The following is a 20,894-nucleotide window of genomic DNA, read 5'->3' as shown; positions in this document are numbered from 1 at the left end:
ACAGCATCGCGCTGTAACCGAGTCACGACCTTCTCGTCAGCGATGCCGAAGAAGAAGAGGGACGCGCATGGTTCAACAGCTTCGGTCGACGTCGATCGACCATTCACGAGTACGAGGCAGAGCACGACGGACGGCGACCCTCGCGGCGTTGTCCGCGGCGGTCGTGTTCGCCGGGATGTCGGTTGCGTCCGCGCAACCCGCCGAGCCGAGCGAGCCCACCGGGCCCTCCGCGTCGGCGCTGCCCGCGACGATCAGCGACGACGGCACGGAGGTGATTCCTCCCGAGGGGTCGGAGGCGGAGCGGCCGAAGGCGGAAGAGCAGGGCATCGAGAAACCCGATGTCGCCGACGCCGCGCCGGCGCGGGTGACCGACGATCCGGAGACCGAGACCATCGGGTACGGGCCCGAGCAGAAGAACTTCCTCGCCGGGTTCCTCTACAGCATCGTCAAGCCGGATGTCGCGCCGCCGGGCGCCAACGATTGGAGCTGCAAGCCGACCGAAGAACACCCCAATCCTGTTGTGCTGCTGCACGGTACGTGGGAGAACGCATACAACAACTTCGCTCGAATCTCCCCGGCACTGAAGGCGGAGGGATACTGCGTCTTCGCGCCGAACACCGGTGACAAGGATTCGAGTGCACTCGGCCACGTCAAGGCGCTGCGAGGCACGGGCCCGATCACCGAGAGCGCCAAGGAAATCGCCTTCTACATCGATGCGGTCCTCGAACGGACCGGGGCGGCGCAGGTCGACATCGTCGGGCATTCCCAGGGCAGCCTGGCGTCGCGTCAGTACATGCGGTTCGAGGGCGGCGCCGATCCGTCGGATCCGTGCAAGAACAAGGTCGGCAGAATCGTCAGCCTCGGTGGGTCCAATCACGGGACGACCCTCGTCGGAATCGGAACCCTGGGGCGGACCATCAACAATCTCGGCTTGAACGTGCTCGGGCTCGTGGGTGCTGTCGCCGGGCCCGCGGCGTCGGACCAGGTCGTCGACTCCGACCTCATCAAGGCATTGACGGCGGGCGGTGACACCGAGCGCGGTGTCGACTACACGGCCATCGCCACTCGGTTCGACGAGGTGGTGACTCCGTTCCGGACGACGTTCCTCGAAGCCGGACCCGATGCAACGGTGAACAACGTTCTGTTGCAGGACGGCTGCGGCGTCGACTTGTCCGATCATCTGTCGATGTCGGTGTCCCCGCGGACCATCGGGTACATCAAGAACGCACTCGACCCGGACGGCTTCCCGGTCGGTGACGTCCCGTGCGTGTGGAACGCTCCGGTCACGGGAGGCTAGGCCGGCCGGCAATCAGAACCGAGCCCGGGCTTCCACGGTGAAGTCCGGGCTCTCTGCTGGGGTCGTCCGGGTTCGGGGTGTCAGAGTTGAATCGAGGCGGTGCGGTTGCCGCCGTCGTACTTGGCTCGATACATCATCGAGTCGGCGGCCCGGGTGGCCTTGGTGATGGTGGCGGCATTGTCGTTCCACAGGTCCGACGGGCTCGACACCACGGCGGCTCCGACGCTCACCGTGATGGGGATCCGATCGTCGCCGCGGTAAAGGCTGTGGCCGATTCGGTGCACCATGTCGTGGGCATGTTCGATCGTGCCGGTGAACACGACGAGGAATTCCTCGCCCCCGGTGCGGGCGACGACGCCGTCGTCCTCGAAGAGTTCTCGTAGACGGTGGGCGACGGTGACGATGACGTCGTCGCCTGCATCGTGGCCGAAGTAGTCGTTGACGGCTTTGAATCGGTCGATGTCCACGACTACGACCACCAGGCAGTGACCTCGTGCGTGGCTGCGCGACATCAGGGTCAGGGCCGCGTCGTCGACGCCGCGACGGTTGAGCAGTTCGGTCAGTGGGTCGAGCAGCGAGCGTCGGGCATCTCGGCCGATCGCGGTCCACGCGATGTGGGCGAGCAGGGGTATCGCGGAGTTGATGGCGATGGCGACGAGTCCGCCGGCCAGGGCTGTCGGTACGTCCTCGGACCCCGTGAACATTGCTCTGACGGCCGTGATGGAGACGAACACGACGCACCAGGCGAGGTGGGCGAGCAGCCAGCGTTGGCTGAGGAAGTAGGTGCACAATGCGCCGGTGACGACGAACAAGCCGGATCCGATGAGTGCACCGAACGGCTCGTACAGCACGAGCACGGACGTCAGGCCGACGTCACCGAAGATGGCGAAGGCGATGAAGTCTCGGCGTGTGGGCAGCGGGCCGAAGAACCAGCGCAGTGCGACGGCGACCTGAAGAAGCAGAACGAGGCCGACCCAGGCTTGGGCGAAGAGTCCCTGTGGTCCGCGTGAGCTGAACAGCATGAGGATCGACGCGGCCGCGTACAGCAGTGTGGCCGCGCCGAACATGTTCTGAAGCGATCGGTGCAGGCCCCGCGTGGAGCGGTGGTGAATGATCCACTCGTAATCGAACGGCTGCTGATACCACTCCTGCAGCGTGGTCCACACAGTGTCGGTCGACGGCTTCCTGTGGTTGCCGGTGCGGACCGATCCGGGCCCATCGCCCGCTGATGATCGTGTGTCGTTCGTGCCGGCCTCCAGCCCTTACCCCTTTACGATCACAGCCTAGATGTAAAAAGCGGCGATCGGTTTGTTTCAGCGCAATTCAACGCTCGGACGCCAGCGAGTTGACGGTACCCGCGATTGCGTCCGCGCCGTCGACCGTGACGGTCAGTTTCTGTCCGTTCGCGAAGGTGAGGAACACGGCGGGACCTTTACGGGTGGCCACCGCGTAGTTGCCGCGGCCTTTGACGCGGAGGCCCCATCCGCCGAAGTCCGAGAACGGGTCCACCTCGCGAACCGAGGCCCCGGTGACTTCGCCGATGGAGTATTCGAAGGCGGGCATGCCGAGGCTGCGGACGTGGATGCCGAGTTTGTCGACGATCAGCTCGTATCGCATGAGCGACGAGGTGAACGCCGCGATCGGTGCGAAGACGGCGACCGGCCACCAGGACTCGGACAGCCAGCAGGTCAGTGCGGCTGCCGCGGCCAGGATGGTGAACACGATCGCGATGGATGTGCGGCTCGCGCCGATGGGTTCGACGATGGGGAGTTCGGCCCTCGCGCGCGGCAACGTTGCCGGCGGCGGTGAGGTGGCGTCGACACGGTCTCGGTAGTCACGCAGCTGGGTTGCGCCGAGGAGTCCGACGGCGAATCCGACGAGCGTTCCTACTCCGATCGCCCAGCCGGGGATCTCGACGTTGGTGACGGTCGTGACATCGAGTTGCCTGGCGAGTATCGCCAGTTGCAGGACGGTGATGAGGCCGACGACGGTGAGGCCGATCATCAGCATCGTCCGGCGCAGGATGAGCAGGGCGTGGGACAGCGCTGCAACGGCGCTGCATCCACCGCCGACGAGCACGATGACGATCGCGAGAGTCCAAGCGCTCGTCGACGGACTCATGAATCCGTCCGGTTCGGTGCCCGACCAGTGGGTGGCGATCTGATCCGGAAGCCGGGTGCGCCAGACCTGCACGGCCACGAGTCCGAGTGCGGCCGCAGCGATCGGCACGACGACGCCGAAGATCACTCCAGCCGGGTCGAACGTCCGCTGCTTCACTGCTGTCGGTCTGGTCACTCCGCAGGCTCCGCTCCTGAGCTCAGCTCGGGGCGCACGCGTCCTTGAGGCTGCACGAGATGCAGGAGTGACCGCACCCACCCGTCTCCGGGGCAGGTGTGGCGGCGGCCGCACGCGCACCGATGGATCCGCCGACACCGGCGGTGACGAACGCGGCGACCAGGCATGCGACGACGGCGATGACCGAGAATGCGCCGCCGAGCATCAGTGCCGCTGCACCGCCGATGAGTAGCAGTAGCGCTGACGCTGCCGTGGTGGGGCCTGCGACTTTGTTGGCCATGACGAAGCTCTCGTCGTCGCGCATGGACTCCGCCGTTCGGACTCCCGCCCACCGGTTGCGGGGGAGCTTGCCTGTCAGCGAGGCCGTGGCAACGGAGCCGACGACGAGCGCGAGGACGAACATGAGTATGGACACGACGATCACGCTGGTAAGGATACGTCTTCTGCGCGCGCCTGTAGTACGCGCATCTGAGCTGGGCGGATTCCCGCTCACAAGGGCAGCAGGTGGCTACGACTAAACTGCGTGGGTGACTGTTCCAGTGGACGCAACGCCCCAGCACCGCTACACCGCGGATGTGGCCGCGCGCATCGAGAAGCAATGGCAAGACCTGTGGGAAGAGCAGGGCACGTTCGACGCTCCCAACCCGGTCGGTGCGCTTGCCGGTGACGTCCCGAAGGACAAGCTCTTCGTTCAGGACATGTTCCCGTACCCGTCGGGAAGCGGCCTCCACGTCGGTCACCCGCTCGGGTACATCGCGACGGACGTGTTCGCGCGCTTCCACCGCATGCACGGACGCAACGTTCTGCACGCGCTCGGATACGACGCCTTCGGTCTGCCTGCGGAGCAGTACGCCGTCCAGACGGGTACGCATCCGCGGACGACGACGGAGGCGAACATCGCGAACATGCGTCGCCAGCTGGGACGCCTCGGCCTCGGTCATGACCGGCGTCGATCCCTGGCGACGACGGATGTCGACTTCTATCACTGGACGCAGTGGATCTTCCTGCAGATCTTCAACTCCTGGTACGACGAGGAGCAGCAGAAGGCGCGCCCCATCTCGGAGCTGGAATCGTCGTTCGCCGACGGCTCGCGTGCGCTCGAGGACGGCCGGGAGTGGTCGGCTCTGTCGGCGGCGGAGAAGGCTGAGGTGCTGGATTCGTTCCGCCTCGTGTACGAGTCCAATTCGCTGGTCAACTGGTGCCCCGGCTTGGGTACGGTGCTGGCGAACGAGGAGGTCACGGCCGACGGCCGCAGCGACCGTGGCAACTTCCCGGTGTTCCGAAAGAACCTGAAGCAGTGGATGATGCGTATCACTGCGTACTCGGACCGCTTGATCGACGACCTCGAGTACCTCGATTGGCCGGACAAGGTCAAGACGATGCAGCGCAACTGGATCGGTCGATCGCGCGGCGCCGAGGTGTCGTTCGGTGACATCACGGTGTTCACGACGCGGCCGGACACGCTGTTCGGTGCCAGTTACGTGGTGCTCGCGCCCGAACACGACTTGGTCGACGGTCTGGTGGCTGCTTCGTGGCCCGACGGTGTGTCGGAGATCTGGACCGGCGGCGCCGCGACTCCCGCGGAAGCCGTTGCAGCGTACCGCTCTTCGATCGCCGCGAAGTCCGACCTGGAGCGTCAGGAGAACAAGGAGAAGACCGGTGTCTTCACCGGCTCCTACGCCGTCAATCCCGTCAACGGTGAACAGGTCCCGGTGTTCATCGCGGACTACGTCCTCACCGGCTACGGCACGGGCGCGATCATGGCGGTGCCGTCCCACGACCAACGCGACTGGGAATTCGCCACGAAGTTCGGGCTGCCCATCCGCGAGGTCATCTCGGGCGGAGATGTCACCGAAGCCGCATACACCGGCGACGGCCCGTTGGTGAACTCCGGCTTCCTGGACGGGCTTTCGGTCGACGACGCCAAGGCCGCCATCGTGAAGAAGCTGGAAGCCGACGGCACGGGCACCGGCAAGATCCAGTACAAGCTGCGGGACTGGCTGTTCGCCCGTCAGCGGTACTGGGGCGAACCGTTCCCCATCGTCTACGACGCCGACGGCAATGCCCACGCACTCCCGGACAGTGTGCTCCCCGTTCAGCTTCCCGAGGTCGAAGACTACGCACCGGTCTCCTTCGACCCGGACGACGCAAGCTCCGAGCCGTCCCCGCCCCTGGCGAAGGCGTCGGATTGGGTGGAGGTGGAGCTGGATCTCGGTGACGGGCTGCAGACGTACCGCCGCGACACCAATGTGATGCCGCAGTGGGCGGGTAGCTCGTGGTACCAGCTGCGGTACATCGATCCGACCAACTCGGAGACGTTCGCGGACCCGGAGAACGAGAAGTACTGGACGGGGCCGCGTCCGGAGATCCACGGCCCGAACGATCCGGGCGGTGTCGATCTGTACGTCGGCGGCGTCGAGCATGCGGTGCTGCACCTGCTGTACTCGCGGTTCTGGCACAAGGTGCTGTTCGATCTGGGGCATGTCAGCTCGAGCGAGCCGTACCGTCGCCTCTACAACCAGGGCTACATCCAGGCCTATGCGTTCACCGATGCGCGTGGCGTCTACGTTCCGGCCGAGGAGGTCGAGGAACGCGACGGCGGGTACTTCTACCAGGGCGAACCCGTCAACCGCGAGTACGGGAAGATGGGCAAGAGCCTGAAGAACTCGGTCTCGCCCGACGACATCTTCACCGAGTACGGTGCCGACACCCTGCGTGTGTACGAGATGTCGATGGGTCCGCTGGACACCTCGCGTCCGTGGGCGACCAAGGACGTCGTCGGCGCGCAGCGTTTCCTGCAGCGTGTGTGGCGGCTGGTGCTCGACGAGGAGACCGGCGCTGTGCGCGTCACCGACGACAAGCCCACCGAGGACACGTTGCGCGTCCTGAACCGGGTGATCGACGGTGTGGAGGCGGATTACACTGCGCTGCGCGACAATACGGCCGGTGCCAAGCTCATCGAGCTCACCAACCACCTCACGAAGGCGTATCCGGACGGTGCACCACGCGGTGTCGTGGAGCCGCTGGTCCTGATGCTCGCGCCCATGGCTCCGCATCTGTCCGAGGAGCTGTGGAAGCTGCTCGGCCACGATCGATCTCTCGCCCACGGGCCGTTCCCGCGGGTGGAGAAGAAGTGGCTCGTCGCGGATACCGTCGACTACCCGATTCAGGTCAACGGCAAGGTCCGCAGCCGTGTCTCCGTACCTGCCGATTCAGCTCCGGCCGACGTCGAGAAAATCGCGTTGGAGGACGAGAAGATCGCAGCCCTGCTGGACGGAAAAGCGCCGACGAAGGTCATCGTCATTCCGGGACGCATGGTCAATATCGTTCTGAAGTAATCCCCTACCGAGTGGACCCATCCTTTGAGGATGAGACTTGCGATCAGCGGTGCCACAGGGGGCATGGGTGCGCTTTAATCTGTCTCATGTCACGAGTTGGTAAAGGCTTCTTGGTCGGCGTGGTCGCTGCCGTGGTCGTCGGGTCGAGTGCGTTCGTTGCCCAGGCGGATCCGGGGCCCGGGTCGCCCATTCCGGCGAACGATCCGTTCTACAGCTACGACGGGTCTCTCGACGTTGCGCCGGGCACGGTGCTGCGGAGTCGGCCGATGGTGTTCGCAACGCCGACCCTGACCACGCCGATCACCGGGAATCAGGTGCTGTTCCGCACCACCGATCAACAGGGTCGCGGCGCGGTCACCGCGGCGGCCGTTCTCCGACCGCTGATTCCCGGCCCGACCAAGATCGTCTCGTACCACATGGCGTACGACGCTCTCGGATCGCAATGCGACCCGTCCTACACCCTCAGCGGTGGTGCGACGAGTCCTATTGCCGAGGCGGAGCAGGCAGTGATCGCGGGTTACCTCGCTGCGGGATACACCGTCGTCGCGCCGGATTACGAAGGCGAAGAACTGGAGTGGACGATCGGACGACAGTCCGGATACGCGGCGCTGGACGGTATTCGCGCGGCCGAGCAGTTCCTGCAGGTGCCGACGTCGACTCCCGTCGGGATGATCGGATACTCGGGCGGCTCGGTTCCGACGCAGTGGGGTGCCGAGGTTGCACCGAGTTACGCGCCGGAGCTCAACCTTGTCGGCGTCGCGGCGGGTGGTCTCCCGGTCGACCTCGCGCACAATCTTCCTTACGTCAGCGGAAGCGCGCAATGGGCGGGTGTGATTCCGGCACTCATCGTCGCGTACCAGCGTGCGTACGGACTGAACACGAGCGAATTCGTCTCGGACTACGGGCTGCAGGTGATGGACCAGGTGGATCAGGAGTGCATCGCGCAGTTCGCCGACGACTACCCCACCCTCACCGATGCAGACATGGTGAAGGCGCCGTACACGTCACTTCTGGATGTGCCGGAGGTAGTCGAGGCGATCAACGACAACATCATGGGCACCGCAGGTACACCGCGTGTTCCGATGTTCTTGGCCGTTGGCCACGCGGATCCGATCGGTGACACCATCATGATCACTGCCGACGTTCAGGCGCTTGCACACCAGTACTGCAGCCAGGGCGTCGACGTCCAGTACTCGCAGTACGACGGGTTGACTCACGGCGAGGCTTTTCCGCCGTTCGAGGCCCAGGGGCTGCTGTTCATGACCGAGCGTTTCTCGGGGGCGCCGACGCACAGCAATTGCGCCACGATTCCCCCGGGCAACAGCCTGGCGCCGACACCGGTGCCCTAGAGCAGCGTGGGTAGGACTCCCCCGTCGACTCTGACCGCTGCGCCGTTGGTGGCCGAGGCGACCGGGCTGGCCAGGAACGTCACCATGTTCGCGATTTCGGCCGGTTCGATGAAACGTTGCAGCAGGGACGTCGTGTTGGAGATCGCGATGGCAGATTTCAGGTCGTCGACGGGGATGGACCGCGCCGCGGCGAGAGCGTCGACGGTCCGTGCGACTCCGTCGGAGTAGGTGGGTCCACCGAGGACCGAATTGACGGTCACAGCAGTGCCTTTCGTGAGCTTGGCCAATCCGTTTCCGAGGGACAGCATCGCGGTCTTGGTCGTGCCGTAGTGGATCATGTCGGGCGGCACGTCGACTCCGGATTCACTGCTGACGAACAGGATTCGTCCCCATCCACGCCCCAGCATGCCGGCCATGAGGCGTCGGGCCAGACGCACTCCGCTCATGACGTTGACGTCGAAGTATCTCTGCCAGTCGTCGTCGGAGATGTCGGTGAAGGGTGTGAGTTCGAACAGACCGACGTTGTTCACGAGGATGTCGACGTCCCCGAGCCGGTCGAGAAGGAGTTCGACGTCGGTGGCCACGGCGAAGTCGGCGACGATTCCGCGGACGGTGGCGTCGGGGGCGTGGTGTTGCAGTGATTCGACGGCACGATCGAGCCGCGCGGTGTCGCGGCCGTTGATCGTCACGTCGACGCCTTCGGCGAGCAGCGCCCGCGCGACGGCGTATCCGATTCCTTCGGTGGAACCGCTGACGAATGCCGATTTTCCAGTGAGGTTCATGTCCATGCGTCGATCGTCGTGCACGTCGATCAGCGGCCGATCAGCGCGAACTAGAATCGCAGCGTGAGCGAGCTTCGGATCCGCGTTCTCGGCCCGGTGGAGGTGGAGATCGACGGTATGCCGGTGCGCATCTCGAAGCCGCGTCTACGCGAGATGCTCTGCCTGCTGGTGATCGCTCGCGGTAGGACGGTGCGCACGTCGAGTCTCGTCGACGATCTGTGGGAGGACGCACCTGCGGGTGCACTCGGCATCGTGCAGACCTTCGTGGGTGAGCTTCGGAAGATCCTGGAGCCTGGCAGGCCGGCGCGCACTCCCCCGACGACGTTGGTGACCAGGGGTGCCGGATACGCACTCGTTCTGGCCGCCGACGCGGTGGATCTGTGGCGCGCGGAGCAGTTGGTTCGGGACGACGAGCCCGAGCATGCACTCGAGCACTGGAGCGGACATGCGTTCGAGGAGTTCGCGGATCGTGCGTGGGCAACGGGAGAACGCGCGCGAATGGCAGAGCTCAGGGCCGGTGCCGTGGAGCGACGTGCGGAGGCGCGGATCGCCGAGGGCAAGGGGGACAGCATCATTGCGTCACTCGACCGCCACGTCGACGAGCACCCGTGGCGTGAGGAGGGGTGGCGTCTGTTGGCTGTCGCGTTGTACGGGGCGGGTCGGCAGGGTGACGCGCTCGAGGTTCTGCGGCGTGCTCGCGAGACGTTCGTTCGTGGGCTGGGCCTCGATCCGAGTGATCGCCTGGCAAGTCTGGAACAGCGTATTCTCACGCGGGATTCTGGGCTGCTCTCTCACGGCAGCTCTGTCCTGATGCAGACTGCGGCGGCGCAGGCTCGCGGCGGTGCGCGATCGCAGATCGAAAGTGCTACAGCACTTCTCCCGCTTCTTGCCCAGTCCGGATCGGTCGACGCGGCCACCGAGCAGCGCGTGGCGACGATCCGCGCTGCCGAGCAGTTCGGTGATCCGGAGCTGACGGCACGCGTCATCGTGGGTTACGACGTTCCGGGAGTCTGGACGCGGTCCGACGATCCGGCGAAATCAGCGGCCATCGTCGAGGCCGCCGACCGGACTCTGGCGATCCTCCCGCCGACGGCGTCGACCCGGGTACGGGCCCGTCTGCTGGCGACGATCGCGATGGAATCTCGTGGCGTGGACAGCCGGATGGACGAGGCACGAGAGGCCGAGCGGCTGGCGCGGACCCTCGCCGATCCGGCGCTACTCTGCCTCGCGCTGAGCGCACGCTATCTGCAGACGTGTCGGAGGACCGGCCTGGCCCGCGATCGTGAACGCATCGGTGCCGACATCATCGACATCGCCGTGGCATCCGAGTTGCCCACCTTCGACATCGCCGGTCGACTGATCCGCATGCAAGCGTTGTGCGCGCTCGACGACATCGACGAAGCCTCGGCGGAGGCAGACCTCGTGGACGGAATCGCCGCCAGATTCGATCGCCCCCTCGCGTCGGTGTTCACCGCGTGGTTCCGCTACACCTTCACCGGCGGACCACCTCCACCGGACGGTGACGAAATGCCTGGATTCCGAACCGGATTGACCGCCATGTCCGCGCTGACCACGGCTCTGCGGAACGACACTGCACTACCCAGGGGAGACTTCGGCCCCTATGCGCCGTGGGCCCAACCGCTCCTCGCGACCGACGCGGAGGCGTCGGGCATGCTCGAGACGGTCCCCGATCCGCCGCACGATTTGATGGCCGAAATCTGTTGGTACCTGGTCGGTACAGCTGCCCTCCGCGTCGGGCATCACGGCGCTGCTCGACGCGCACACACGGCCCTGCTCCCTGCAGCCGGCGAGCGCGCGGCGGGGTCCGGAGCACTCGATCTCGGCCCGATCGGCCCGTTGATCACGGCGTTGGAGTGACTCCGCGGTTCGCGGTCAGAAGAAGCGGTCGGCCAATTCGCCGACGAGGGAGAGATCGCGTGCGTCGGGAATCAGGTACTTGGTGACCGTTCCGCTGATGAACGGGTGCCAGGCGCCGCCGCCGAACTCGTCGGCAACTACCACTGCTTGCCCGACGAACACGCCGGGGAAATGCCGAGCCGCCAGTGTGCCGTTGTGTGCGGCGATGGCCAGGAGTTCCTCGGCGCGGCTGCGGTCGATGACGTCGCCCATTCGTGCCAGGAGTTCGCGGCCCGTGTCGGCGGCCTGCGGACGTGGTTCGGCCGACACCAGAACGAGCTGCCCGACGCTCACGCCCCGGCGCTGGAGCTCGACGGCTATCGCGTGGGCGAGAACGCCGCCGAAGGAGACACCGAGAAGATGCACGGTGCCCGACGCCTGGACCGCCACGATCTCGTCGGCGTAGAGCGCGGCGAGCGATGCCAGAGACTCGGCCTTGGTGCTGATCGCCTGAACCCCGTACACGGGCCGATCTTCGCCGACATGCTCCACGAGCTCGGCGTAGCAGCTGGTCAGGCCCTCGATCGGGTGGATGCAGAATACTGGAGCCTGGGTGCCGGTGGTGCGAATGGGCAGAACCGCAGGCGTTGCGTAGTTGGTGACCGCAGTGTCGGCGTAATCGGTGAAGGCCAACTTCGAGTAATCGTTCACTACGGTCATGCGGTGCCTCCAGGGTCGAGTCTGTCGGAATGTCTTCAGTGGGTCTCTTGTGCCGCCTGAGGAGTATGTCGCGCATTCAACCAACACTGTTACCCGCGTCACAGACTCGTTATATTACGATTCGGTCGAGCCCTCGAATGACACTGGTGGGATTCGGGATTCGTCCAAAGGCCCTACTCGAAGCCGAACGCGAGGTTGCGCACGAAATCGGCACAGATTCAGTACACAACCTCGCACTCGACGACCCATCCGTCTCGAGTTCGCACTTGTGCTGACGACACACCGAGGAGGACCTGCATAAGTGCGAACTCGACAAAGCCGACCACAGTGCCCAGTTTGTCGGCCTTGCCTGGCACACTGTCCGTCGAGACGAGGAGGAGCTATGGTCTTACCGCTGATACCTGTGGCAATCATTGCCGTTGGTGCGTTGACGGGTGGAAGTGGTCTGGTGCTGGGCGGCAAGGGTGCGCTCGACATCAAGAAGGCGACCGACCGGATAAACAAGTCGCAACGTACGTACGAGGTCCGACGAACACTCGCGGAGCAGCATGTCGACGAGGTGAATGCGCGTCTCGCCGCATGGGGTGCCGAGCAAGAGCAAGCGCTCAGTGCAGTCGTGGTCCGATTTGCTGCGTTCCTGCAGCGCAATTCGAAGCAGGTGCGCGACTCGGAGAAACTGCTGGCCGACGGCCTCGAGGTCTCCGACGAGCGTGTCGTGGGACCCGACGGAATCGACCGGAATGCGTGGTCCTGGGTAACGGGTGTCGCAGCGTCGGCGGTAGTTGGCGGTGGAGTGAACGTCGCAACCACGTCGGCCGTGGTGTCGCTGGGTGCCGCGAGTACGGGTGCGGCCATCTCGGGACTGTCGGGTGCGGCAGCGCAGAGCGCCACGCTGGCGTGGCTCGGTGGCGGTGCACTGTCTGCCGGCGGCGGAGGCGTGGCGTTGGGCGCAACGGTGCTCAATGTCGTCGCGATCGGGCCCGCACTGCTCATGGGCGGATTCGTCGCCAAAGGTCAAGGCAAGAAAGCGATTACGAAGGCGATGGAGAAGCAGGCCGAGGTCGACATCGCTATCGCGCAGTTGGATGCGACGAAGACCCTTCTCGAGTCCGTGGACCTACGAGTCGTCGAGCTGCATTCGGTTCTGTCGGGCCTTGTCGCCCAAGCCCTCGACGCGCTCGAGATTCTCGAGTCCGAGCCGTTCGTGGCGGCTCAGCACGCGGAGCGGTTCCAGTCGGCTCTGTTGTTGGTCAAGGCTGTCAAGGAAGTCGCGCTTGCCCCGGTACTCGACGAGGAAGGCAATCTTTCCGCCGAGGGATCGACATTGACCATGAAGTATCGAAAGATGGCAGAGGGAAACGCATGACGACTCGTAAAGTCTATGAGGGCGACGTACTGGGGCCGAAAAAGGGCCCTTTGAACGCGTTGGACGGCTTCAACGCCCTCACGCAGCTCGTCGATGCCGCGCAGGCGTGTATAAGCATTCACGCTACGGAAAACACGAAGCAGGAGAAGGTCAAGGCGTACGCGGCGACCGAGCTTGCCAAGATCCGTACGGCAGAGTCGTTGTTGGCCAACTACTTCGAAAGATCGTTCGCTGAGCGTCGGGAGAACTTCTCCGCCTTGTTCGAGAGACTGGACTCAGCACTCGACCAAGGGAACGGCGAAGCCGTTAGTCTGGTTCTGAACACCATCGTCGAGACAGCCAAGACTTCGCCACTTGCCAACGCTGGTGATTTGAATCAGATCCGCACTGTCCTGGACGATCCCAATCATGTATGGGAGTTGTAGCCTGTGTGTAGTTAGATAGCGGAGCTTATCTGTTTCGCTGTGTGTCAGCACCTCGAAGGAATATCTTGAAGGCCGAAACCCGCGAACTCGTTCAGGTTGTCACGACGCCCACGCAATACGTCATCCCAACTTTTCAAAGGGACTACGAATGGACCGAGCAGGGCCAGTGGGCCTTGCTCTTCGAAGACCTGGTTGCAGCGGTGGACCGACTGGAAGATGCGCGCGCAAAAGCGGTCCAGGTGAACCTTCCTGCTGCCGTACTGGAAAAGAATGTGGCGCCGCACTTCTTGGGCGCGGTCGTGTGCGAGCAACTGCCGTCGTCCACGGGTGGCGTCGACAAACGCACGGTGATCGACGGGCAACAGCGGCTGACCACTTTGATGTTGCTGTTGCGTGGTGTACTGGACGTTCTGGTCGAACGCGAATCCGAGTTGTCGGGCACGATCAATAGATTGCTGTGGAACCCGGTAGAACTCAAGAAGGAGCCGCACGAGGTCTACAAGCTGTGGCCACGCCGGAAGGACCGCGATATTTGGAAGCGGATCATGGACGACGTGACGCCGCCGGACGGCGACCATCTGTACGAGCAGGCGCGGCGTTTCTTCGGTGACCAAACGCGTGAAATAGTCGTTGGTGAAGATGGTTCGGATCGGTCGGAAGTTGTTGTCAATGCTCTGATCGGCCTGTTCAAGTTGGTGGTGATAGACCTGGAGGACAACGACGACGCGCAGGTGATCTTCGAGGTCCTCAACGGGCGTCAGACGCCCTTGTCGGCGTCCGACTTGGTGAAGAACCTGCTCTTTCTGCGTGGTGACTTCGTGGACGATTCGATCATCGACGCGTTGTACGACCGATACTGGGCCGATTTCGACGAGGACTGGTGGAAGGTAGTCGTTGGTCGAGGACACGCCGCTCGCGGACGCCGAGACGTTCTTCTCTCTTCGTGGTTGACCGCGGTAGCCGGCCATGATGTCAACGTCGGTCACCTGTACGCCGAGGTCAGAAACTACCTCTCGGTAGGGCAACGTAAGACCGAGGAGGTGCTGGCCGAAATTCATTCCTACGCGGTTGCCTACGCAGCGGTCTACGGCCGAACTCCGGTCCCAGAGCCGCAGATACGCCAGAGTTACAAAAGAATTCGCGAACTCGACGTTGTCACCGCGAACCCCCTGCTCCTGTGGTTACGCACGCTTTCCAGTGACACGCTGTCCGCGGACGAGCACGCGCTGACAGTGGCAGCGGTCGAGTCTTGGCTCATGCGTCGCGCGCTTGTGAACGCTACGACTCGTGGGTACGGCAGGACTTTCGTCGACGTACTTCATGCCGCTCAGAAAGCTGCGGCAGAAGGCCTTTCCATTCCGATAGCCGTCGCATCCGCACTGAACGGCTCGAGTAAGTCTCTGTGGTGGCCGAGCGATGACGACATCGTCGAAAGCTTCACTACTCGACGCTTTTACGACGGTGTGCTGTCGCGCGGAAGGCTCCGGTATCTCTTAGCCGAGGTCGACCGACACCTTCGGTCGAAGAACCCGAAGACCGAGCAGGGCGACTTCGCATACGACGACCTTCAGATCGAGCACATAATGCCAGTGAACTGGCGCGTCAATTGGGCAGTTACTGCTGTGGACGAAGCCGAGCGTATGCGCGCGGAGCAGGAGCGGGCGCAGCATATTCACAGGCTCGGCAACTTGACCTTGATCACCGGTTCGTTCAATGCGTCGCAAAGTGACAGCGCGTGGGAGGTGAAGAGGCCGGCGTTGTCGACACAATCGAAGCTCCAAATCAATGCCGACGTCGCGACGGTCGAGAATTGGGACGAGGCTGCCATCACAGCACGCGCGAGAGTGCTTGCGGAGGTCGTGGGCGTAGTTTGGCCGGAGGGTGCTCACTTCTCCGCATAGGTGGGTCCGTCGTCCCGCCGCGGTCGCCCGAGGACGACCCTCAACGTCCGTTCCACCGCCCCTGAAGCTTCGCCATGGCCTCACTCAGATCCTCGATCGGCGTCTCGCGACGGACTGAGTCCATCAGCCGACGGGCCCGGGCTTCTTTTCGCGCGATCTCGGCTGCCTGAGCTTTGTTCTGCTCATCGCGTAGTGCTTTGGCCTTCTCTGCTTCACGGGCCTCGGCTGCGGCGCGTCGGCGTTCCTGCTGCTGCCGTTTTCGCGCGGTTTCTTCTTTTGCTCGGGCGTCCGATAGCACTCGGATCGAACGAACTATTGGGCCGGCGTCCACGCTCCCCTTTCGGATACGGACTGCGAAATCAACGGCAGCTCTGTGGAATGCGTGGTGGTGGTCGTTGGAGCAAGTGGAGCGGCTGGGGTGATCAACACAATCGTGTTGTGTCGGAATGGCTGACCACAAGTGGAGCAACCGCGCTTCCTCCTGCCAGCAATCGAAGCATCGCTTACCAGCCGCGGTCGGGCGAGTTCGGTATGCGGATCCGCACAGATCGCATGTGCTCATGGGGCGTGCTTTCCGAGCTGCCTTTTTCTTCTTGGAGGGTTTGGGAAGCGGTTGTGCCACCTCTTTTTTCTTCGACCCTGGAGTCAGATACATCCGCTTCTCGCCCATTCCACCTGTGGTCAGAGCGACTCCTCGGTTCGCAGCGCCTCTCACCATCGGGCAGCCCGTTCACCGTGTTTGTCGCCACGCCTCTGGTCGATTGGTATTAAGGCGTGGACGACGCTGACTATGCCGAACAGGACGAGATATATCGACGCTGCGTCATGGCGGTCGTCGACGAGTGCTACCACTGCTGCGGCTACCAACAGCCATTGCGCGAGTACGCGGAAGCCGATGAGGGCTGCTTTCTTCCGGTTCACGATTCCGCCACGAAGACTGGTGCGATCAACTCCATTTGCTCGATGACGAGTTTGATGGCGTCGGGCTGCTTGTCCGGCGGGTAGCCGTGTCGAGTGAGGAGCCGCTTGATCTGGGATCGAAGCTTGGCCTTCACGTCTGCACGGATGGTCCAATCGGTCTTGGCGTCTCGCTTCATGACGCCGACGAGGTCGCGCGCGATGTCGGCGAGTTTGCCTTCGCCCTGAATGTCGACGGCGGACTGGTTCTGCGAGACGGCGTCGTAGAAGGACAGTTCGTCGCTTGTCAGCGGCGGTGTGAACTGTGCCCCGCGATCCGCCTCCGCGGACACCTCTTTAGCCATCTCGACCAATGCAGCGATGACCTCGGCGGAAGTGAGCTGGCTGTTGGTGTACTTGAGCATCAATTCCGACAGTCGATCGGAGAACGCACGCTGGCGGACCACATTGTGCTTCGTCGCCGCTTTGGACTCGTCGTTGATGAGCTTGCGGAGCGCCTCGATGGCCAGGTTTGGGTTGCGAGCCTCCTGAGCTTTCTTGATGAAGTCGACGTTGATGTCGCTGAGCGACGGCTTCGGCATGCCTGCGGCGGCGTAGATGTCGAGCACTTCGCCGGATTCGACCGACGCGGCGATGAGCTGCCGAAGGGCGCGCTGTACGTCTTCTGGGACGGCTTCGCCGCGGCTTTGCCGTTCCTCGGCGTCGAATTTGGCCATGTAGACGCGCGCTTCCTCGAAGAAGCGAGCAACGGGTGCAACCTCTCGGAGTTCCTCGGTACTGCCGCAGATCGCCCACACGCGGGACAACTGCGACGAGAATTTGCGGTAGCGGGCTGCGAGTGTCTCCTCACCCTCGATGACCTGGTTCTCCGGTAACCGGGGGTCGCGGATGTAGTTCACCGTCGCGTTCGCGGCGTCGAAGTATGCTTTACCGCTCCGAGCGGCCTGCAATTCGGCTCGCCAGTTGAATCCGTGTAGCAACCCCTCGATGATCGACACCAAGTCTTTCGCCGCGTCCACGGCTGCGGAGATGTCACGCCCGATCGGCTTCGACTGCTGGTCTTGCGCTGTGTATTCGGCCAACGCGTTGGCCAAATTGTCCGCGACGGGCGCATAGGCGACGAGCAAGCCGTCGGACTTACCGCGGAAGGTGCGGTTCACTCGGGCGAGCGCTTGCATCAGCAGTGCGCCCTTGAGCGGTCGATCCAGATACATGGTGTGCAGCGGCGGCGAGTCGAATCCGGTGAGCATCATGTCCTTGACGATGACGAGTTCCAGCTCGTCGTCAGGGTTCTTGATCCGCTTCTTGATAGTTGCATTCGCGGAGTCGCGCCGCACATGCAGGCTGATCGGTTCCTCGTCGGTCGCGTCACCGGAGTAGACGACCTTGATCTTGCCTTTGGCCAGGTCATCGGAGTGCCAATCGGGACGAAGAGCGACGATCTGTAGGTAGATGTTCGCGCAGATCTCGCGGGTGGCGCCGACGATCATCGCCTTACCGGGTGTATCGGGATGTTCGTCGGTGGCTAGGAACTTCGTCATGGCTGTGCGACGGTTTTCCCAATGCTCGACGAGATCTAGCGCGAGTTTCTTCAACCTGTCCGGGTTGCCGTAGACGGCGTTGATGACTGCGACGCTGTCCTCGATGCGTTTACGCTCGGTGTCGTCGAGGCCCAGGGTGGCCTCGTCGGCCGACGCGTCGAGGTCCGATTCACTGACGCCGTCGGCGAAAGAGACTTTGACCAGACGGCTCTCGAAGTAGACCGGAACGGTTGCACCGTCTTCCACTGCCCGCGTCAGGTCGTAGATGTCGATGTAGTCACCGAAAACGGCCTGAGTGTTCCTGTCGTCGAACGATATCGGTGTTCCGGTGAACGCGATCAGCGTTGCATGCGGGAGTGCGTCGCGCAGGTGCCGTGCATAGCCGTCGAGGTTGTCGTAGTGGCTGCGATGGGCTTCGTCGACGATGACGATGATATTTCGGCGCGATGAAAGAAGGGGATGACTTTCGCCGGAGTCCCGCTCCCCCTTGGTCTTTCCGAATTTCTGCAGGGTGGTGAAGTAGATTCCGCCGGTGTTACGTCCGGACAGTTCGGCCCGCAGTTCTTCGCGCTTGCGAATCTGCTTGGGTGCGCCTGGAAGCAGCTGTGACACGGCGAAGGTCTCGTACAGCTGACCGTCGAGTTCGTTGCGGTCGGTGATGACGACAATGGTGGGGTTGGCGAGCTTGGGGTGTCGAAGAACCTGGTTGGTGTACAGCTCCATCTCCATCGACTTGCCCGACCCTTGCGTGTGCCATACGACGCCGGCTTTGCCGTTGCTTTCGACGGCGAGGACGGTCGAGCCCACTGCCTTGTTGACGGCAAAGTACTGATGCGGCTTGGCAATACGCTTGACCAGGCCGGTGTCACCCTTGTCGAAGGCGGTGAAGTCACGCATCAACTGCAGGAATCGTTCCTGGTTGTACAGGCCGAACAACGCGATACCGAGCGGGGTGTTGTCCGTGTCGTCACGTGAGACGGGTGCGCCGTCATCGTCGACGTTCCAGGGCGAGAAATGGTTGAACGCAGTGAACGGAGTCCCGTACTTCGCGGTGATGCCGTCGGAGACCAGACTGAAGATCGCAAACCTGAACGCGAGCGGAAACTCACGCACGTAGGTGCGCAGCTGAGCGTGTGCTTGGTTGAGCGTCGTGTTCGCGTTTCCGGCGTTCTTCAGTTCGATGACGCTTACCGGCATGCCGTTGAGGTATAGCACGATGTCGAACCGGCGCTTGTAATCGCCGCGCGCGAGCGTTACCTGATTGACTGCAAGCCAATCGTTTTCGTCGGGATCTATGGAGGACAATCGGATCGTCGGCGTGACCGAAACGCCACTGTCGTCGACGTAGGTTACTTTGCGCAGGCCTTCGGTGAGATAGCCGTGGACGACCTGGTTCTCGGAGATGGCATCGGTCGAACCGGCGGTCGCCACTATTGCTACCGCATCGTCGACGGCTGACGGTGGTAATTGTGGGTTGAACTTGGCAATCGCGGCCCGTAAGCGGGGCCGGATGAGCAGTTCGTCCCACCCCGCGCGCTCTCCGGTGCCAGGGGCGATGTCGACGCCGGGAACGGGACGCCACCCGAGCTCGCCCAGGTTGTCGAGGGCCATGTGCTCCCAGTCGTCCTCGGACGGTCCGTACGAGTTCATCGCTGCTCCCATAATGTCCAACTTAAACGGTAACGGTCGGTCGGTGCCGGAACCCGTTCGGTAGTTGAAGAATATTGCCAAATGGTCCCGGGGTAAGTTGACGGCTCCGATAAGTCCCCTTATCAAGTGAAACATAAGTAACTAGGCAATCGGAACTGCATAGTTGTCTCGACCACCGAGTCGCTAGGAGACATCAACGACCGAGCCGAGTAGTCCACCACCACAGCCAGATTCGCCGCCATCATCCGCCTCCACCCCACGCCGAACCGTCATCGTTGCCGCCGCAGTCGGAGCGGTCGCGGTGGCTGTCGTCGGCGCTAGCGTTTACGCCGGCGTGTCGGTGTTCACCGCTGATCCTGCGCCCGAGACGTTCGAGCCTCGGTGCCATCACGCTTGAGGACAGCATCACGACCTACGGACTGCCCGACGGCTTCGAGTGCGCCGGCCGAGGCGGCTACGACGACATCGGCCCAGGGGCCGCGGTCACAGTGTCCGACGAATCCGGAACCCTCCTGGCCAAGGGGGCACTTGCGACCAGCTCGGGCGGATCGAGCGGGTGTTGGCTGGACTTCACCGTGTCCGGAGTCTCGCGCGGAAAAACGTTCTACAAGGTCGAGGTCAGCCACCGAGGCGAACTCACCTACACCGAGTCGGAAGCCGAATCAGGCCTTGTCTTTTCGCTCGACTGACATCCCAACCACCTTTCAAGGAGAGAACGACATGTCCTACCATCCTGCAGCACCCACCCCCGCAGCACCCATCGAGAAGAAGTCGAAGAAGTGGCGCTGGATCCTCGGCGTTCCGGCGCTGCTGATCGTCCTGAGCATCTTTGCGAACCTCGGTGATCACGAACCCAAAACGACGGAACCCGTCGCGACCGACAGTGCCGGTGCACCCGGTGCACCCGATGCACCCGATGCACCTGCTGTGCCGGACGCCCCCGTTGTGCCCAATGCATCTGAACCGGAGCCGGACGCGCCGGCGGCGCTTCCCGGAATCGGAATGCCGGTGCGTGATGGGAAGTTCGAGTTCACGGTGACCAACGTCGAGTCGGGACTGGCCGCGGTCGGCGACAATCCCTATCTGGTCGAGAAAGCTCAGGGACAGTTCACGATCGTCACGGTGTCGGTCCTGAACACGTCGAACGAGCCGAAGGGCCTCAGTCCCGATTCTCAGGAAATGTACGACGCCGAGGGCCGGAAGTTCAGTGCGGACACCTCGGCTGCGATCGGGCTCGATACCGACGTCGCAATCTGGGACGAGATCAACCCGGGCAACAGCGTCAGCATGAAGGTCGTCTTCGACATGCCAGTGGGAGCTGTACCCGCCGAAATCGAACTGCACGATTCCATGTTCTCGCGCGGAACTCGAGTTTCGTTGAGATGATCTCAGTCAGTACTGATGGAGCGGAACTGAGGTAGGCGATGGCGCGCGGCCGAGTTCGATTGCATACGG

Annotated in this window: 17 protein-coding genes; 9 read left to right on the top strand and 8 right to left on the bottom strand. The window is 63.3% G+C overall.

The features are described 5' to 3' along the window. Nucleotides 1-67 precede the first annotated feature (67 nt). On the top strand, nucleotides 68-1,297 hold the full coding sequence (locus H292_RS0117535; RefSeq protein ID WP_020112237.1) for an esterase/lipase family protein: 1,230 nt from the start codon (nucleotides 68-70) through the stop codon (nucleotides 1,295-1,297). Between the two features lie 80 nt (nucleotides 1,298-1,377). Here the strand turns inward: H292_RS0117535 and H292_RS0117530 are convergent, their stop codons facing one another. From H292_RS0117530 to H292_RS0117520, 3 genes are all read right to left on the bottom strand, one after another. Beyond that, nucleotides 1,378-2,463, bottom strand: coding sequence for a GGDEF domain-containing protein (locus tag H292_RS0117530; protein WP_020112236.1), 1,086 nt, complete (start codon nucleotides 2,461-2,463; stop codon nucleotides 1,378-1,380). Between the two features lie 157 nt (nucleotides 2,464-2,620). Continuing rightward, nucleotides 2,621-3,592 (bottom strand): DUF1648 domain-containing protein, encoded by a 972-nt coding sequence (locus H292_RS0117525; protein WP_373454683.1) that lies wholly within the window; start codon nucleotides 3,590-3,592, stop codon nucleotides 2,621-2,623. A 22-nt stretch (nucleotides 3,593-3,614) separates the two neighbouring features. Next, complete coding sequence (locus tag H292_RS0117520) at nucleotides 3,615-4,016, bottom strand: SdpI family protein (protein ID WP_020112234.1); 402 nt, start codon at nucleotides 4,014-4,016, stop codon at nucleotides 3,615-3,617. 103 nt (nucleotides 4,017-4,119) lie between these two features. Between H292_RS0117520 and leuS the strand changes: the two genes are divergently transcribed. Together leuS and H292_RS0117510 are read left to right on the top strand one after the other, a co-directional pair. Next, complete coding sequence (leuS, locus tag H292_RS0117515) at nucleotides 4,120-6,930, top strand: leucine--tRNA ligase (protein WP_442978570.1); 2,811 nt, start codon at nucleotides 4,120-4,122, stop codon at nucleotides 6,928-6,930. Between the two features lie 86 nt (nucleotides 6,931-7,016). Further along, the gene (locus H292_RS0117510; protein WP_026347792.1) at nucleotides 7,017-8,279 is read left to right on the top strand and encodes a lipase family protein; all 1,263 of its coding nucleotides are present in this window, start codon (nucleotides 7,017-7,019) and stop codon (nucleotides 8,277-8,279) included. On the opposite strand, the gene H292_RS0117505 is transcribed toward H292_RS0117510, so the two are convergent. After that, the gene (locus tag H292_RS0117505; protein ID WP_027498893.1) at nucleotides 8,276-9,067 is read right to left on the bottom strand and encodes an SDR family NAD(P)-dependent oxidoreductase; all 792 of its coding nucleotides are present in this window, start codon (nucleotides 9,065-9,067) and stop codon (nucleotides 8,276-8,278) included. The genes H292_RS0117510 and H292_RS0117505 overlap by 4 nt on opposite strands. 57 nt (nucleotides 9,068-9,124) lie before the next feature. On the opposite strand from H292_RS0117505, the gene H292_RS0117500 reads away from it, so the two are divergent. Beyond that, the gene (locus H292_RS0117500) at nucleotides 9,125-10,939 is read left to right on the top strand and encodes an AfsR/SARP family transcriptional regulator (RefSeq protein WP_020112230.1); all 1,815 of its coding nucleotides are present in this window, start codon (nucleotides 9,125-9,127) and stop codon (nucleotides 10,937-10,939) included. 15 nt (nucleotides 10,940-10,954) lie between these two features. On the opposite strand, the gene H292_RS0117495 is transcribed toward H292_RS0117500, so the two are convergent. After that, nucleotides 10,955-11,638: a thioesterase domain-containing protein gene (locus tag H292_RS0117495; protein WP_019665093.1), complete on the bottom strand. Its 684-nt coding sequence runs from the start codon at nucleotides 11,636-11,638 to the stop codon at nucleotides 10,955-10,957. Between the two features lie 382 nt (nucleotides 11,639-12,020). Here H292_RS0117495 and H292_RS0117485 point away from each other — a divergent pair, with 382 nt between their 5' ends. From H292_RS0117485 to H292_RS0117475, 3 genes are all read left to right on the top strand, one after another. Beyond that, nucleotides 12,021-13,004, top strand: a complete 984-nt coding sequence (locus H292_RS0117485; protein WP_027498892.1) for a hypothetical protein — start codon at nucleotides 12,021-12,023, stop codon at nucleotides 13,002-13,004. Beyond that, a complete protein-coding gene (locus tag H292_RS0117480) occupies nucleotides 13,001-13,429 on the top strand; it encodes a hypothetical protein (protein ID WP_020112227.1) in 429 nt (142 codons plus the stop codon). The genes H292_RS0117485 and H292_RS0117480 overlap by 4 nt, the downstream gene beginning before the upstream one ends. 65 nt (nucleotides 13,430-13,494) lie before the next feature. Next, a complete protein-coding gene (locus H292_RS0117475; RefSeq protein ID WP_020112226.1) occupies nucleotides 13,495-15,330 on the top strand; it encodes a DUF262 domain-containing protein in 1,836 nt (611 codons plus the stop codon). Between the two features lie 40 nt (nucleotides 15,331-15,370). Here the strand turns inward: H292_RS0117475 and H292_RS0117470 are convergent, their stop codons facing one another. The 3 genes from H292_RS0117470 to H292_RS0117460 all read right to left on the bottom strand — a co-directional run bounded on the left by H292_RS0117470 (nucleotide 15,371) and on the right by H292_RS0117460 (nucleotide 19,451). Next, nucleotides 15,371-15,628, bottom strand: coding sequence for a hypothetical protein (locus H292_RS0117470; protein WP_020112225.1), 258 nt, complete (start codon nucleotides 15,626-15,628; stop codon nucleotides 15,371-15,373). A 413-nt stretch (nucleotides 15,629-16,041) separates the two neighbouring features. Then, nucleotides 16,042-16,251 (bottom strand): hypothetical protein, encoded by a 210-nt coding sequence (locus H292_RS0117465; RefSeq protein ID WP_020112224.1) that lies wholly within the window; start codon nucleotides 16,249-16,251, stop codon nucleotides 16,042-16,044. Then, entirely contained in the window at nucleotides 16,248-19,451 is a 3,204-nt protein-coding gene (locus tag H292_RS0117460) for a type I restriction endonuclease subunit R (RefSeq protein ID WP_020112223.1), read from the bottom strand. Before H292_RS0117460 ends, H292_RS0117465 begins: the two co-directional genes overlap by 4 nt. Nucleotides 19,452-19,927: 476 nt before the next feature. Between H292_RS0117460 and H292_RS28215 the strand changes: the two genes are divergently transcribed. Both H292_RS28215 and H292_RS0117450 read left to right on the top strand, forming a co-directional pair. Beyond that, nucleotides 19,928-20,128 (top strand): hypothetical protein, encoded by a 201-nt coding sequence (locus H292_RS28215; RefSeq protein ID WP_155949803.1) that lies wholly within the window; start codon nucleotides 19,928-19,930, stop codon nucleotides 20,126-20,128. 31 nt (nucleotides 20,129-20,159) lie between these two features. After that, the gene (locus H292_RS0117450) at nucleotides 20,160-20,825 is read left to right on the top strand and encodes a DUF4352 domain-containing protein (RefSeq protein WP_020112221.1); all 666 of its coding nucleotides are present in this window, start codon (nucleotides 20,160-20,162) and stop codon (nucleotides 20,823-20,825) included. Nucleotides 20,826-20,894: the final 69 nt, after the last annotated feature.

This window comes from Rhodococcus sp. 114MFTsu3.1, assembly GCF_000383555.1.
GTDB classification, from domain to species: Bacteria; Actinomycetota; Actinomycetes; order Mycobacteriales; family Mycobacteriaceae; genus Rhodococcoides; species Rhodococcoides fascians_E.
Note: the sequence above shows the minus strand (reverse complement) of the source record. Positions and strands in the feature narration are given on the sequence as shown.